Raw genomic sequence first — 13,770 nt, 5'->3', positions numbered from 1 at the left:
GGTGGCGGGCCGGGAGTCGATCGTGTACGCGTGTTACTTCCCGCTGCGCGGGGTTCCAACGGCACCCCGACGAACCGGGTGCGGTACCGGTGGGCGAACCGGCTGACGTGGAAGGGCCTCACCTCGTCGCGACGTCGGCGACGTTGGTGCCCGCGCCGCCCACCATCAGTACCTCACGCACCCGGGGCAGTCGCACGGCGCGCAGGTGGGCGCCAGGCGATGTGCCCATGACCTGCCGGAAGCCCCGCAGCACGCGGGCGGTGGCGCCGACGGCCACGGCCAGCTCGGCCACGGTCAGATTCCGCTCCGGGTGCGCCTGAATCAACTCGATGGCCGCGCGCACAGCCGTGCGCGCGGCCGGGGATCGGGCGCACGCAACAGCTCGGTGTACTCAGCGCCTGCCCGGTGCCCAGATACGCGGTTCCGCCGGATGCGGACGGCCGACCGCGAGGAAGCGCACCGCACCGTCAGCGACATCTATGTGCCCCACCGGCTTTCGGTGCGCGAGCCTCGATGTCCGGTTGAACGCGACGCGCAGTGCGCGCGTGAGGGGCGGATACCTGACCTGCCACGCTCGAGGTGCCGCCACTGACCGACTGCCCGTATCGTGCGGCCGGAACGAGGTGGAGACGCACCCGGAGTGGCCGGCGATGTTCTCGCCGTTCCAAGCCAGCACGGTCGCGTGGTCAACGGACGCGGCGGAGTTCGTCATCAAGCTGCCGCGCGCACAGCTGGAGGCGCAGCTTTCGGCACTACTGCACGACGTCGTCACCCGGCCGCTGCGCTTCGAGTTGCGAGTGCCGCTGTCCGAGCGGACCGGGTGTGGCCTGCTCGACGCCGCGGCCTTCTTCGCCGAGCAGCTCGCCACGGATTCCGCAGCGGGAACCGAGCTCTTGCGCGCGCGGGGGAGTCCTTTTTGCTCACCCAGGTGCTGATCGGGCCGCGCAACACGTACAGCCGTGCCCTGCACACGATCGGCGGCTCGGCGAGCCGCTACGCGGTGGAACAGGCCCACCGATGGGGATTTTTCGAGCACGCAACGGCTCGTCCAGCGTTATCGGGCACGCTACGGGCGGCATCCGGCGGCGGGCTCGTGTCGCTCGTCGTCGGTTGGTCATGATCGTGCGTCCGGCGCAGCAGCCTGCACCGAACGTCGAGAACAATGCGTGCCCGCGATCGTGCCGTTCGGCGAGGTGGTCGGGCGGTGCCGGCGGGCGGCGCGATTCGAGTGACGATCTCGCAGTGGGCACAGTGGCGTTTGACAATCCGCCAAGGGCAGCGCGGTTCTCCTGTCGTTTTCGGATGAAGATCCGCTGTTTCGCGGACGGGCAGGATTTCAGGGGAATTGCTCGTGCCGGATGAGGAGACGCAACGACGGGGACCGAGTCCGTGCCCTGCTCGTCAGGGAGCCGACCGGGCCCGGGGCACTCGAGACCGACGGCCTCGCCTTCTCCCCGGCGCGGGTGGACGTCGTCATCGACGTCCACGCCGTGGGCGTGACGTTTCCGGATCTGCGCCTGACCCAGGGCCGGTACCCGGTCAAAACCGACCCGCCCCTTGCGCCCGGGCTGGAGGCCGCCGGTGAGTAATCCTTTCGTACGGTTGTCGGCTACAGGCAGGCGGGTGTCGAGGCGGCCAACGAGATCCTCGGCGAGACTCAGGGGTACCTCACCCGAATGGGTTTCGGCGAGCTGCTCCGCGTGAAGCGGCAGCAGGACTGACTGAGAGGCGGCGCGGCTGATCGGGCGAAGTGAAACGAGTGCGACTCCGCCGGATACCAGGCGGCAGATCGACCAGCGAGTTGCAAAGCAGTGACCTCGGTGTCCACGTGCTCATGGGCGGGGCGACCTGTCCGAGGGGGAGGGGCGCCGCGGGGTGGCCGGGCTCTGCGAAAAGGAGGGCGTTCGGCCGGGGTCGATCAGCGTCGACTGCTGCACGCGCCTCGAACGGGGGTCGGCGCCGTCCTGACGACACTCGCGCCATGCGCGCGGAAGAGGATCTGGACCGATTTGCACAATCCTCGCACTCTGCTCAGGGTGACTGCGACTAACATGTCGTCATGGGAACCGCGCTGGAGCTCGAGTTCACCGATCTGCTTCGCCGGCACGCGCGCCCCGATCTGTCAACGCCTCTTGACGGGGTGAGGATCTGCAGGATCGACGACACGGTCGCGCCCAGCACGTCGATGTCCGGCACGGTTCTCGCCGTCATCGCCCAGGGTGGCAAACGACTGGCCGTGGCCAATCGCGTCTACGAGTACCGAGCGGGCCAGTATCTCGTCGCCCCCGTCAACCTGCCGGTGACGGGCCACGTGTTCGACTCGACGCGGGAGAACCCGACTTTGGGATTCGGCCTGACTCTCGAACCCGCGGCGATCGCGGAGCTCCTCCTGACCGCCGGTCCCGGGGACCTGCCGCGCACGAGTGGCCCGGTGCAGACGGGAATGGTCGTCGGAACGACTTCCGCCGACCTGCTCGACGCGATTGTCAGGCTTCTGCGCCTACTGGACCGGCCGCAGGATCGCCGGGCGTTGTTCCCCGTGTACAAGCGCGAGATCCTCTGGCGCCTGATGACGGGTCAACAGGGCGAGGTCGTCCGCCAGCTCGGCCTCGCGGACAGCAGCCTGAACCAGATCGCGCGCGCCGCCCAGTGGATCCGGGAGAACTACCAGCGGACGTTCCGCGTCGAGGACCTCGCGCAGATGGCCAGCACGAGCGTGTCGGCGTTCCACCGCAACTTCCAGGCCGTCACCTCCATGAGCCCGATCCAGTTCCAGAAGCACGTCAGGCTGCAGGCCGCACGACTGATGCTGCTGAACGAACCCCACGATGTGACCGGCGTCGCTCACCGTGTCGGATACGGCAGCGTCTCGCAGTTCAGTCGCGAGTACCGCCGCCAGTTCGGTTCGTCGCCGAGCACGGATGCGGCCCGATTCCGCCATGCGGGCCCCCAGCCTGCGCGGGTCGCGCTCCCGTAAGCACCGCAGAGTCGCAGGCGGCCGCAGCCTCGCCGACCGCCCTTCACGCCGTCCGTCCTCGTCGTAGGTGATGCCCCTCCGCCTTGGCTTGCAGAATCGTGCAAGAGCGGAAGAGGATCGTGATTTCCCACCGAGGCTCGTCGGGGTTACATGGAAATGCGCGCAGGAGTGCGCATCTCACCGCCCGGCGAAGCCCGAGGGCGAGGCCCGCCTCCTCCGGAGGAGGACCGGGTACCGGCTCACGTCTCACCTCCCCGGTGACGCACTCCACCGCGCGGAACGAGCGGTCGTCCAGACCTGACCCGGCTCGGGCGACCAACAACAGGAGGCAATACGTGGGAACGAATCTGATCGACGAGGTCTACATCAACGGCGAGTTCGTCACTCCGCACGGAACTGAGCTGTTCGACCTGTTCAACCCGGCGACCGGCCAGGTCATCGGTCAGGTCCAGCTTGCGGACGAGGTTGACGCCCGGGCCGCGATCGCCGCCGCCAAAGCCGCTCTGCCGGCCTGGTCGACGACGACTCGCGAGGAGCGGATCGACGCGCTGCGTCGTCTTCAATCCGCGGTCACCGCCAGGCGTGAGGAGCTGCTCGAAGCCGTTCGCCTCGAGTACGGAGCACCCGTGCGCAACGAGTGGATGGTGGACAGCGCTATCGGCGCGTTCGCGGACATGATCAAGACCCTGGAGGCCTTCGCGTTCACCCGGCAGGTGGGGCAAGCGACGGTCGAGATGGTGCCCGTCGGCGTCGCCGGCCTGATCATGCCCTGGAACTCTGACATGTTCTTCATCGCCGACAAGATGGCGACCGCGCTCGCCGGCGGGAACACGGTCGTCATGAAGCCTAGCGAGATGAGCGCGACCCAGACCCGGGCCATGACGGAGGCGCTTCACGAAGCCGGTCTCCCGGCCGGCGTCTTCAACATCGTGACGGGCCGCGGTGACGTGGTCGGAACCACGATCACCCGTCACCCCGACGTCCCCAAGATCTCCTTCACCGGTTCGACCCCGGTGGGCAAGGCGATCTTCCGCGAGTCCGCGGACCTGATGAAGAACCTCACGCTGGAGCTCGGTGGCAAGTCCCCATCGATCATCCTCGACGATGTCGACATGAGCACCGCCATGTTCGGTGCCCTGTCCTCCGGGTTCGTGAACAGCAGCCAGGCGTGCGTCGCGGGCACCCGGATCCTCGTCCCGGAGTCGCGGTATGACGAGGCGCTCAAGGTCGCCGTCGAGCAGCTGGCCGGCTTCCCGGTCGGAGATCCGGCCGACCCGGCGACCGCGATCGGTCCCATGGTGAGCCAGAAGCAGTGGGAGCGAGTGCAGGGGTACATCGCGCGCGGAATCGAGGAGGGCGCGCGGCTGCTCGCGGGCGGTCCGGGCAAGCCCGAGGGCCTGTCGGACGGCTATTTCGTGCGTCCGACCCTGTTCGCGGACGTGACCAACGACATGACGATCGCCCGTGAGGAGATCTTCGGCCCGGTGCTCTCGATCCTCGGGTACACCGACGACGACCACGCCGTCGAGATCGCGAACGACACCGACTACGGGCTGCACGCGTACGTCTTCTCCGCCGACCAGGAGCGCGCCAAGCGCATCGCCTCGCGCATCGAGGCCGGTCGTGTCTCGATCAACGGAGGCTACGAGCCGATCTCGCCCTTCGGCGGGTTCAAGCAGTCGGGAATCGGCCGCGAGTACGGCTCGTACGGCCTGGAGGGTTTTCTCGAGACGCGCTCCGTGATGGTCTGAGCGGGAGCACTGTCCGACAGGACGACCTGGCGGTGTCGGCGATGCCCTCGTGGGTGAGCACGGCTCCAGTGCGGTGTGCCCTTTGTGCGATGAGGACCGCGAGCGGGTTGCTCGCGGTCCTCATCGCACATCGGGTCAGTTGTCGGTGTACCACTGTTCGGTGCGCGGGCAGGCGCAGGGCGTGCCGGATTTGTGCTGGTGGACCCGAGAAGTTGAGTCGCCGTGCTCGGTGAACCACACGATGCGTGGAGTGAGCGTTTCGCTGATGCAGGGCTTCGCCATTCCGCCGTGGTAGACAGCTGCAGCACGCCGTGTGCGGCAAGGCGCGGATGCCGTACGGCGGGCGCTCCCCGTGACAGGGGGACAAGATGGGCCACCTTCACCGCTCGCCCCGTGGCCGGCGGCGGGCAGAATCGGACCCATGAGCGGCATGAAGAGCAGCGAGCTGGCGGAGTTCCTGCGGACCTGCCGGTCCCGGGTCAGCCCCGAGGAGCTGGGCCTGGACGGCTCGGCGCGGCGGCGGGTGCCCGGGTTGCGGCGTGAGGAGCTGGCGCAGCTGGCCGGCGTGAGCGTGGACTACTACACGCGCCTGGAGCAGGGCCGCAGCCGCAGCGCTTCGGCTGAGGTGCTGGACGCCCTGGCGACCGCGTTGCGGCTGAACGACGCCGAGCGCCAGCACCTGATGGACCTGGGGCGTCCGGAGCCCGCGGTGCGCAAGCGACGCGCCCGGCCGCAGCGGGTGGACCCGGCCACGCTGCGGCTGGTCGAAATGCTGGACGAGGTGCACTCGCCGGCGTTCGTGCTGGGGCGGCGGCTCGACGTGCTCGCCCACAACCGGCTCGCGGGCGCCCTGATCACCGAGTTCCGGGCCCTGCCCGCAGCCGACCGCAACCAGGCGCGGTTCGTGTTCTTCGACCCGCACGCCCGCGAGCTGTACCAGGACTGGGAGGCCGTCGCCGCGGACACGGTCGCCATGCTGCGCCTGGACGCCGGCCGCTACCCGGACGACCCCCAGCTGTCGGCGTTGATCGGTGAGCTGTCCATCCACTCCGAACACTTCCGGAAGTGGTGGTCCGACCACAAGGTGCACCGGCGCACCACCGGCTCCAAGGGCTACCACCACCCGCTCGTCGGCGACCTCACCGTGCAGTACCAGGCGCTCCACCCCGCGGGCGACCCGGACCAGATCCTGTTCGTCTACACCACCGAACCCGGCTCCGCGTCGGAAACGTCGATGCGCCTGCTGGCCAACTGGAACAGCACCGAGCGCGAAGACCGCGAGCTGCCGGTGCGCTGACCACCGCCGCGACGGGCCCTGCCCCTGCCCAGGGGCGGGGCCCGTTTCGTTGGGTGGCCCGGTTTGTCCCCCGATGGACCGGGCCGGGCAGGAGCCCCAGCGGCGCCCCGGATCTTGCTTTGCTGGACCCATGAACCGCGACACCATCGTCCTCACGGGCGCCACCAGCGGCATCGGCCGGGCCGCCGCCCACCTGCTCGCCCCGGCCGCCCGCCGCCTGATCGTGCACGGCCCCGAACCGGCCGGCGAAGTCCAGTCCCTGCTCGACGGGCTGCGCGCCGCCGGCGCGGCCGAGGTGCACTACCTGAGCGCCGACTTCGACGAGCTCGCCGCCGTCGAGCGCCTGGCCGCCGGAATCACCGGCCGCGTCGACATCCTGATCAACAACGCCGGCCGCCCCGGCCCGGCCCGCCGACGACTGAGCGCGGACGGCATCGAAGTCACGCTGCAGACCAACTACCTCGCCGCGGCCCTGCTCACCGAACGGCTGACACCGGCGTTGACGGCCGCGGGCGGCCGGGTCGTGCACGTCGCGTCGGCCACGCACCTGTCGGCCCGCTTCGACCTCGACGACGTCAACCTCGACCGGCACCCCTACAGCCCGACCACCGCCTACGCCCGCTCGAAACTCGCCATGGTCGCGCACGCGCTCTGGCTGGCCGGGCGGCCCGGCAGCCCCGAAATCGTCAGCATCAGCCCGGGCGTGATCAGCACGGACCTGCTGCACGCCATGTACGGCATCGGCGGCGCTCCGGTCGGCCACGGCGCCCGCAACGTCGTGCACGCCGCGCTCTCGCCTGACGTGCACACCGGCCAGTACCTCGACGACGGGGCCGTCGCCCAGCCCAGCGCGGTGGCCCGCGACCCCGAGTTCCAGGCGGGCTTGGCCGCGCTGACCCGGGACCTGCTGGGGCTGAGGAGCTGACCATGCACACCGACGCGCTCCTGGTGTTGATCGCGGTCGCGGTGGCGGGCGCCCAGCTCGCCTCGCGGCGGCTGCGCATGCCGGCGCCGACCCTGATGTTCCTCGCCGGTGCGGTCCTCGCGCTCCTGCCGACCGCGTCCCACGCGGAGCTGCCGCCCGAGCTCGTCCTCGTGGTGCTGCTGCCCGTCATCCTGTTCTGGGAGGGCTATTCGACCTCGCTCGCGCAGATCCGCCGGTACTGGCGGCCGGTGCTGCTGCTGGGCGTGCCGCTGGTGGTCCTCACCGCCGCGGCGGCCGCGGCCACGGCGCACGCGTTCGGCATGGGCTGGGCCGCGGCGCTCGTGCTGGGCGCCGTCCTGGCGCCCACCGACGCCAGCGCCGTCGCCGGGTACGCCCGCGCCCTGCCGGCCCGGTGGATGACCGTGCTGCGCGGGGAAAGCCTGATCAACGACGGCACCGCCCTGGTGCTGCTGGGCATCGCGATCGGTGCGGCGGGCGGGCAGCTGACCACATTCGGCGGCGCGGCGCTGCGGCTGGGCTGGTCCTACCTGGCCGGCGCCGCCGTCGGGCTGGCGGTCGCCGGGCTCGCGGTGCTGGTGCTGCGGCGCGTGCGCGACCCGCTCGTGCTGGGCGCGGTGTCGCTGGCCCAGCCCTTCGCGGCGGCGGTCCTGGCCGAGACGGCACACGCCTCCGGGGTGGTGGCGGTGGTCGTCGCGGCGCTGGGGATCAGCCGGCACAGCCGCCGGGTCGTCGGCGGGGCCGGGCGGATTCCCGCGCACGCCTTCTGGGAGATCCTCACGTTCGTCGTCAACGGCGGCCTGTTCGTGCTGACCGGCCTGCAGATGCGGCGGCTGTTCACCGAGATCGCGCCGTCGGAGGCGCTGGTGCTGGTGGGGCAGGGCGTCGTGGTCGCCGTGGTCGTGCTGCTGGTGCGCCTGGCGTTCGTGTTTACCACGCCCTACCTGCTGCGGCTGGTGGACCGGCGCCCGCGCCAGCGCGCACTGCGGTCACCGGCCCGCGTGCGCGTGGTGCTGGGCTGGGCGGGGATGCGCGGCGCGGTGTCGCTGGCCGCGGCCCTGTCGGTGCCGGTGACGCTGGGCGGGGCGCCGTTCCCGTTCCGGAACGAGATCCTGGTGATCACGTTCGTGGTGATCGCGGTGACGCTGCTGGTGCAGGGGGCGACGCTGCCCGCGTGGATCCGCTGGGCGCGCCTGTCCGCCGACCCCGGCGACACCCAGCCGGCCGAGGTGGTGGCGCGCCTGGCGGCGATCGCGCGGGAGGCGGAGCCCGGTGACGGGTCCGTGCGGCACCGGCTCCGCCTGCTCGAGGCCAAGCGGCACGCACTGGCGGATCTCGTCGCGGCGGGCGAACTGGACGACGCGCAGATGTGGGTGGTGCAGGAATCCCTGGACCAGGAGGAGATCCGCCTGCACCGCCTGCTTCGCGACGGCCTCGCCTCGGCGGCGTGAGCTGACGGTGACGCGCGGGCGGGAGGACCGCGCGGGAGGTGGAGCCCGGTGCGGGTCGGTGTGGCACCGGGCTCCGCCCGCCGGTGGTCACGCGGCACGCGCTGGCCGATCTCGCCAGCGGCGGGCGCACCCCCTGAGCTCAGAGCGTCTCCGGCACCTCCCGCACCGCACCCTTGTCGGCCGACAGGGCCATCGCCGCGTAGGCGCGTAGCGCTGTGGACACCGTGCGCTTCCGGTTGCGGGGCCGGAAACTCGCGCGGGCCCGGCGTTCGGCCAGCACCTCGTCGGGCACGTCGAGGTGCAACGTGCGGGCGGGGATGTCGATGACGATCCGGTCGCCGTCCTCGACCAGGGCTATCGTGCCGCCCGCGGCGGCCTCCGGCGAGACGTGCCCGATCGACAGGCCCGAGCTGCCGCCCGAGAACCGGCCGTCAGTGACCAGCGCGCACTCCTTGCCGAGGCCGCGCGCCTTCAGGTACGTCGTCGGGTACAGCATCTCCTGCATCCCCGGGCCACCACGCGGGCCCTCGTACCGCACCACCACGACGTCGCCGGGCTGCACACGCCCGGCCAGGATCGCCTCGGCGGCCTCCTCCTGCGACTCGGTCACCACCGCCCGCCCGGCGAAGGTCAGGATCGAGGAGTCCACACCCGCGGTCTTGACCACACAGCCGTCCTCGGCGAGGTTCCCGCGCAGCACCGCCAGCCCGCCGTCCGCCGAGTAGGCGTGGGCGACGTCGCGGATGCAGCCGCCCGCGGCGTCCAGATCCAGGTCGTGCCACCGCTCCGACTGCGAGAACGCCTCGGCCGAGCGGCGGCAGCCCGGCGCGGCGTGGAACAGCTCGACCGCCTCCGGGGAAGGCGAGCCGCCGCGGACGTCCCAGGTCTTGAGCCACTCGGCGAGCGAGTCGGCGTGCACACTGCGCACGTCCTCGTGCAGATGCCCGGCGCGGTGCAGCTCGCCGAGGATCGCCGGGATGCCACCGGCCCGGTGCACGTCCTCCATCAGGTAAGTGCCGTTGGGGGCCACCTTGCACAGGCAGGGCACCTCCCGGGACCGGCGCTCGATGTCGGCCAGCGTGTAGTCCAGCCCGGCCTCGTGCGCGGCGGCCAGCAGGTGCAGGACGGTGTTGGTCGACCCGCCCATCGCCAGATCCAGCGCCATCGCGTTGTCGAACGCCGCCCGCGAGGCGATGGCGCGCGGCAGCACGCCGTCGTCGCCGGAGTCGTAGTAGCGGTGGGCCAGATCCACCACCGTGCGCCCGGCCTGCTCATACAGGGCGCGGCGCGCGGTGTGGGTGGCGAGCACCGAGCCGTTGCCCGGCAGCGCCAGGCCGAGGGCCTCGGTGAGGCAGTTCATCGAGTTCGCGGTGAACATCCCCGAGCAGGAGCCGCAGGTCGGGCAGGCCGCCTCTTCGATGCGGGCGATGTCGGCGTCGGACACGGTGTCGGCGACCGCGTCGGACATCGCGGAGACCAGGTGCAGGCGGGTGCGCACCGTGCCGTCGACGAGCACCGCGGTGCCGCCCTCCATCGGGCCGCCGGAGACGAACACCGTCGGGATGTTCAGGCGCAGGGCGGCCATCAGCATGCCGGGGGTGATCTTGTCGCAGTTGGAGATGCACACCAGCGCGTCGGCGCGGTGGGCCTGCACCATGTACTCGACCGAGTCGGCGATCAGGTCGCGCGACGGCAGCGAGTACAGCATCCCCTCGTGGCCCATGGCGATGCCGTCGTCGACGGCGATGGTGTTGAACTCGCGCGGGATGCCGCCGGCCTCACGGACTGCCTCGGACACGATCCGGCCCACCGGCTGGAGGTGGACGTGGCCGGGCACGAACTCGGTGAAGCTGTTGGCGACGGCCACGATCGGCTTGCCGAAGTCCTCCCGGGCCACCCCGGCGGCGCGCAGCAGCGCGCGGGCGCCGGCCATGTTGCGTCCGTGTGTGACAGTGCGTGATCGCAGTTCGGGCATGCGCTCACGATGCCCGCGCCAGGCCGGGAAGCGAAGACGGTGCGAACACTAGTAGTGGCACTACTAGTGTTGCGGGGGTGACCATGCGTGCGCTCGGTGAGTTCCTGCGCGACCGGCGGACCCGGCTCGTGCGGGCCGACCTCGACCTGCCCCCGGTCGGCCGCAACCGGACCACCGGGCTGCGCCGCGAGGAGGTCGCCTACCTCTCCGGGGTCAGTGTCACCTGGTACACCTGGCTCGAGCAGGGCCGCGACATCAACCCTTCGCGCGAGGTCCTCGACGCGATCGCCCGCACGCTGCGGCTCACCGGCGCCGAGCACGCCTATGTGCTCTCCCTCGCCGGCTACTCGGCGCCCCCGCCTCCCGCCGCGCCGAAGCCCGAAGCCGCGCCGGAGCACGTGCAGCGCCTGCTCGACGCGCTCGCGCAGTCGCCCGCCTACGCGGTGGCCCCGGACTGGCAGATCACCGGCTGGAACGCCGCCTACGCGGCGCTCTACCCGAACGTCGCGACCGTGCCGGCGCAGGACCGCAACCTGCTGTGGCTGGTGTTCACCGACCCGTACGTGCGGCAGCTGCTGCCGGACTGGGAGGTCACCAGCCGCCGGTTCCTCGCCGAGTTCCGCGCCGAAGCGGGGCCCCGGCTGGGGGAGTTCGGCTACCTGATCGACCGGCTGCGGGCGGCCAGCGACCACTTCCGGGCGGGCTGGGAGAGCCTCGGCGTCGCGCGGTTCACCTCCCGCGAGCGCCTGTTCCGGCACCCGGTGGCCGGTGAGCTGCTGCTGGAACACCACCAGCTCACGCCCCAGGACCACCCCGGCCTGCACCTGGTGGTCTACACCCCGGTGCGGGAGGCCGACGCCGCGGCGCTGCGGCGGCTGCTCGGCGCGCCGTCCGAATAGGACGGACGGCGCGCCGGGATCCGCTCAGACCGCCTGCGCGGTCGGCAGGATCGTGATCTCGCTGAGGTTGACGTGGCGCGGCACCGTCGCGATGAACGCGATCGTCTCGGCCACGTCGGCCGGGCTCAGGCACTCGATGTCGCGCAGCAGGTCGGCCATCAGCTTGCTGGCGTCCGGGTCGGTGACGTGGTCGGGCAGCTCGGTGTCGACCATGCCCGGCTCGATCGCCGACACCCGCACCATCTTGCGGCCCAGCTCGACGCGCGCCAGGCGGCTGAAGTGGCTGAGGTAGGCCTTCGTGCCGGAGTAGACGGAGAACTTCTCCAGGATCCTGGTCGCGGCGATCGAGGAGGTGGTGATCAGGTCCGCGGGCCCGCCCGCACCCGCCGCGGCGACCAGCTGCGGCACGAACGCGGCGAGGACGTTCATCACCCCGGTGACGTTCAGGTCGATCTGGCGCTGCCAGTCGTCGACCTTCAGGTCCTCGATCGGGGAGATGAGCTGCACCCCGGCGTTGTTGACGACCAGGTCGGCCCGGCCCAGCCGATCGGCCACCTGCCCGGCCGCCGCGGCGACGGCGTCCCGGTCGGTGACGTCCAGCGTGAGGGCGAGCGCGGTGCCGCCCGCGGCGGTGATCCGGGCGACCAGGTCGTCGAGGTTGTCCTTGCGGCGCGCGGCGACCGCGACCTTCGCCCCCAGCGCGGCGAGCCGTTCCGCGGTGGCGGCCCCGATCCCGCTGCTGGCGCCGGTGACGACGGCGACGCGTCCGGCGAGCGGGGTTCCGGTGATGACCTGCGACATGACGGTTTTTCCTTTCCGGTTGCGGGTTTTCGTCCCGATGCCTTCACACAACCAGTCCGGAAGCCGGAATTGGGGCCGCAACCGCGCCCCCGCTGTCGGGGGACAGTCCGGTCCCCTCAGCCGCGCCGGGTGAAGCGCACCGGCAGCGACAACGGCCCGCGCATGATCCCGCCGGGGATCCAGGCGAGCGGGGCAGCCGGGTCGGCCCACGTCAGGTCCAGCGTCTCGATCAGCGCGCCCAGCGCGATGCGGCCCTCCAGCCGGGCCAGCGGGGCGCCCAGGCAGTGGTGGTTGCCGTGCCCGAACGCCAGGTGCCGCACCGCGGGGCCGCGCACGTCGAAGGTCGCCGGATCGCGGCCGTCGGGCAGGGGCAGGTCCCGGTTGGCCGAGCCGAGCGCGATCATCACGGCGCCGCCGCGGGGAATGCGGGCGCCGCCGAGCTCCAGGTCCCTGGTCGCGAACCGCGTCGGGGTGAGCTCCACCGACGTGTCGTAGCGCAGGATCTCCTCCACGGCCCCGGGCAGCAGCATCGGCTTCGCGCGCAGCAGGTCGAGCTGGTCCGGGTTCTCCAGCAGCGCGACCACCGCGTTGCCGAGCAGGTTCACCGTCGTTTCGTGGCCGGCCGTGACGAGCAGGACCGCGGTGCCGAGCAGTTCGGTGTCGGACAGCCGCCCGTCGTCCTCATCGTGCACGGCGATCAGCGCGGACAGCAGGTCCGGGCCGGGGGAGCGGCGTTTGTCCCGCAGCAGTTCGGCCAGGAACTCGTTGAGCAGCACCATGCTGTCGCGCTGCTCGGCGGAAGTCGCGCCGGTCGCGACCCGCGACCAGCGGCGGAAGTCCGCCCGGTTGGGCTCGGGGACGCCGAGCAGGTCGGAGATCACCGTCATCGGCAGCGGGCCGGTGTAGGACTCCACCAGGTCGGTCTCGCCCTCGTCCGGCAGCGCGGCGAGCAACGTCCGGGCGGTGCGCTCGATGGCCGGGGCCAGTTCCTGGGTGCGGCGGTGGGTGAACGCGGCGGCGGCGAGCTTGCGCAGCCGGGTGTGGTCCGGCGGGTCGGACATGAGCATGTTGCCGCCCAGCCCGGTGCCGGCGAACAGGATGTGGTTGCCCGCCGCCTTCAGCGCCTCCGCCGCCACCGACGGGTCCTTGCCCAGATCGGGGTGGGTCAGGGCCGCACGCGCGAGATCGGCCGACACCACGATCCAGGTGTCGAGCCCGTCCGGCCTGCTGACCCGGTGGATCGGGCCTTCGGCGCGCAGTCGCGCGTACCGGGCGTGGGCGTCGGCCTTGAAGGTGCGGTTGTGGACTTCGGGTGCCATGAAAAGGTGTGGTCTCCGGTCTCGGTTCAGCGCAGGGCCGACTGCAGCCGGCGCAGGGTCGCGGGCTCGACCGCGTCGGCGATGTCGTTCTGGTCCGGGTGCTTGCGCAGGTAGGCGGCGACGAGCGGGCAGACCGGCACGACGCGCGTGCCCGACTCCCGGATGTCGGCGAGTGCCCCGGCGACCAGGGTGGTGCCCAGGCCGCGTCCGGCGAAGGCGTCGAAGATCTCCGTGTGGTACATGATCCGCCGCCCGTCGTGGTCGGCGAAGGCGGCGAACCCGGCGAGGTCACCGTCCACTGTGATCTCGTAGCGCTGCGCGGAGTCGTTGCGTTGCACGGTGGTGGTCATGTCTCTC

General features: G+C 71.5%; 14 protein-coding genes. 9 read left to right on the top strand and 5 right to left on the bottom strand.

Annotated features, from left to right (window positions below; all coding sequences use genetic code 11):
• Window positions 1–118: 118 nt before the first annotated feature.
• Entirely contained in the window at window positions 119–343 is a 225-nt protein-coding gene (locus AMY39116_RS45925) for an AraC family transcriptional regulator (RefSeq protein ID WP_020415962.1), read from the bottom strand.
• Between AMY39116_RS45925 and AMY39116_RS46540 the strand changes: the two genes are divergently transcribed.
• The 8 genes from AMY39116_RS46540 to AMY39116_RS42020 all read left to right on the top strand — a co-directional run bounded on the left by AMY39116_RS46540 (window position 330) and on the right by AMY39116_RS42020 (window position 8,419).
• A complete protein-coding gene (locus AMY39116_RS46540) occupies window positions 330–935 on the top strand; it encodes a hypothetical protein (protein WP_084505990.1) in 606 nt (201 codons plus the stop codon). The genes AMY39116_RS45925 and AMY39116_RS46540 overlap by 14 nt on opposite strands.
• Complete coding sequence (locus tag AMY39116_RS45920) at window positions 917–1,120, top strand: hypothetical protein (protein WP_157358357.1); 204 nt, start codon at window positions 917–919, stop codon at window positions 1,118–1,120. The genes AMY39116_RS46540 and AMY39116_RS45920 overlap by 19 nt, the downstream gene beginning before the upstream one ends.
• Window positions 1,121–1,358: 238 nt before the next feature.
• On the top strand, window positions 1,359–1,589 hold the full coding sequence (locus AMY39116_RS0301570; protein WP_020415960.1) for a hypothetical protein: 231 nt from the start codon (window positions 1,359–1,361) through the stop codon (window positions 1,587–1,589).
• A 470-nt stretch (window positions 1,590–2,059) separates the two neighbouring features.
• A complete protein-coding gene (locus AMY39116_RS0301565; RefSeq protein ID WP_020415959.1) occupies window positions 2,060–2,977 on the top strand; it encodes an AraC family transcriptional regulator in 918 nt (305 codons plus the stop codon).
• A 335-nt stretch (window positions 2,978–3,312) separates the two neighbouring features.
• Complete coding sequence (locus AMY39116_RS0301560) at window positions 3,313–4,728, top strand: aldehyde dehydrogenase family protein (protein WP_020415958.1); 1,416 nt, start codon at window positions 3,313–3,315, stop codon at window positions 4,726–4,728.
• A gap of 430 nt (window positions 4,729–5,158) precedes the next feature.
• Window positions 5,159–6,025 carry a helix-turn-helix domain-containing protein gene (locus AMY39116_RS0301555; protein ID WP_020415957.1) on the top strand — a complete coding sequence of 289 codons (867 nt, stop codon included), beginning with the start codon at window positions 5,159–5,161 and terminating at the stop codon, window positions 6,023–6,025.
• 130 nt (window positions 6,026–6,155) lie between these two features.
• Window positions 6,156–6,950 carry an SDR family NAD(P)-dependent oxidoreductase gene (locus AMY39116_RS0301550; protein ID WP_020415956.1) on the top strand — a complete coding sequence of 265 codons (795 nt, stop codon included), beginning with the start codon at window positions 6,156–6,158 and terminating at the stop codon, window positions 6,948–6,950.
• A 2-nt stretch (window positions 6,951–6,952) separates the two neighbouring features.
• A complete protein-coding gene (locus tag AMY39116_RS42020) occupies window positions 6,953–8,419 on the top strand; it encodes a Na+/H+ antiporter (protein ID WP_020415955.1) in 1,467 nt (488 codons plus the stop codon).
• A gap of 139 nt (window positions 8,420–8,558) precedes the next feature.
• Here the strand turns inward: AMY39116_RS42020 and ilvD are convergent, their stop codons facing one another.
• A complete protein-coding gene (gene ilvD, locus AMY39116_RS0301540) occupies window positions 8,559–10,394 on the bottom strand; it encodes a dihydroxy-acid dehydratase (protein ID WP_027935540.1) in 1,836 nt (611 codons plus the stop codon).
• An 83-nt stretch (window positions 10,395–10,477) separates the two neighbouring features.
• Between ilvD and AMY39116_RS0301535 the strand changes: the two genes are divergently transcribed.
• Window positions 10,478–11,293, top strand: a complete 816-nt coding sequence (locus AMY39116_RS0301535; protein ID WP_039791046.1) for a helix-turn-helix transcriptional regulator — start codon at window positions 10,478–10,480, stop codon at window positions 11,291–11,293.
• A gap of 24 nt (window positions 11,294–11,317) precedes the next feature.
• On the opposite strand, the gene AMY39116_RS0301530 is transcribed toward AMY39116_RS0301535, so the two are convergent.
• The 3 genes from AMY39116_RS0301530 to AMY39116_RS0301520 all read right to left on the bottom strand — a co-directional run bounded on the left by AMY39116_RS0301530 (window position 11,318) and on the right by AMY39116_RS0301520 (window position 13,763).
• Complete coding sequence (locus tag AMY39116_RS0301530; protein ID WP_020415952.1) at window positions 11,318–12,094, bottom strand: SDR family oxidoreductase; 777 nt, start codon at window positions 12,092–12,094, stop codon at window positions 11,318–11,320.
• Window positions 12,095–12,210: 116 nt separating this feature from the next.
• Complete coding sequence (locus AMY39116_RS0301525; RefSeq protein ID WP_020415951.1) at window positions 12,211–13,413, bottom strand: cytochrome P450; 1,203 nt, start codon at window positions 13,411–13,413, stop codon at window positions 12,211–12,213.
• A gap of 26 nt (window positions 13,414–13,439) precedes the next feature.
• Window positions 13,440–13,763, bottom strand: a complete 324-nt coding sequence (locus AMY39116_RS0301520) for a GNAT family N-acetyltransferase (protein ID WP_020415950.1) — start codon at window positions 13,761–13,763, stop codon at window positions 13,440–13,442.
• Between the last annotated feature and the right edge of the window lie 7 nt (window positions 13,764–13,770).

The sequence above is a fragment of the Amycolatopsis sp. ATCC 39116 genome (assembly GCF_000231075.2).
GTDB lineage: Bacteria > Actinomycetota > Actinomycetes > Mycobacteriales > Pseudonocardiaceae > Amycolatopsis_E > Amycolatopsis_E tucumanensis.
The sequence above is the reverse complement of the archived record's forward strand: the minus strand, read 5'-3'. Positions and strand labels throughout refer to the sequence as shown.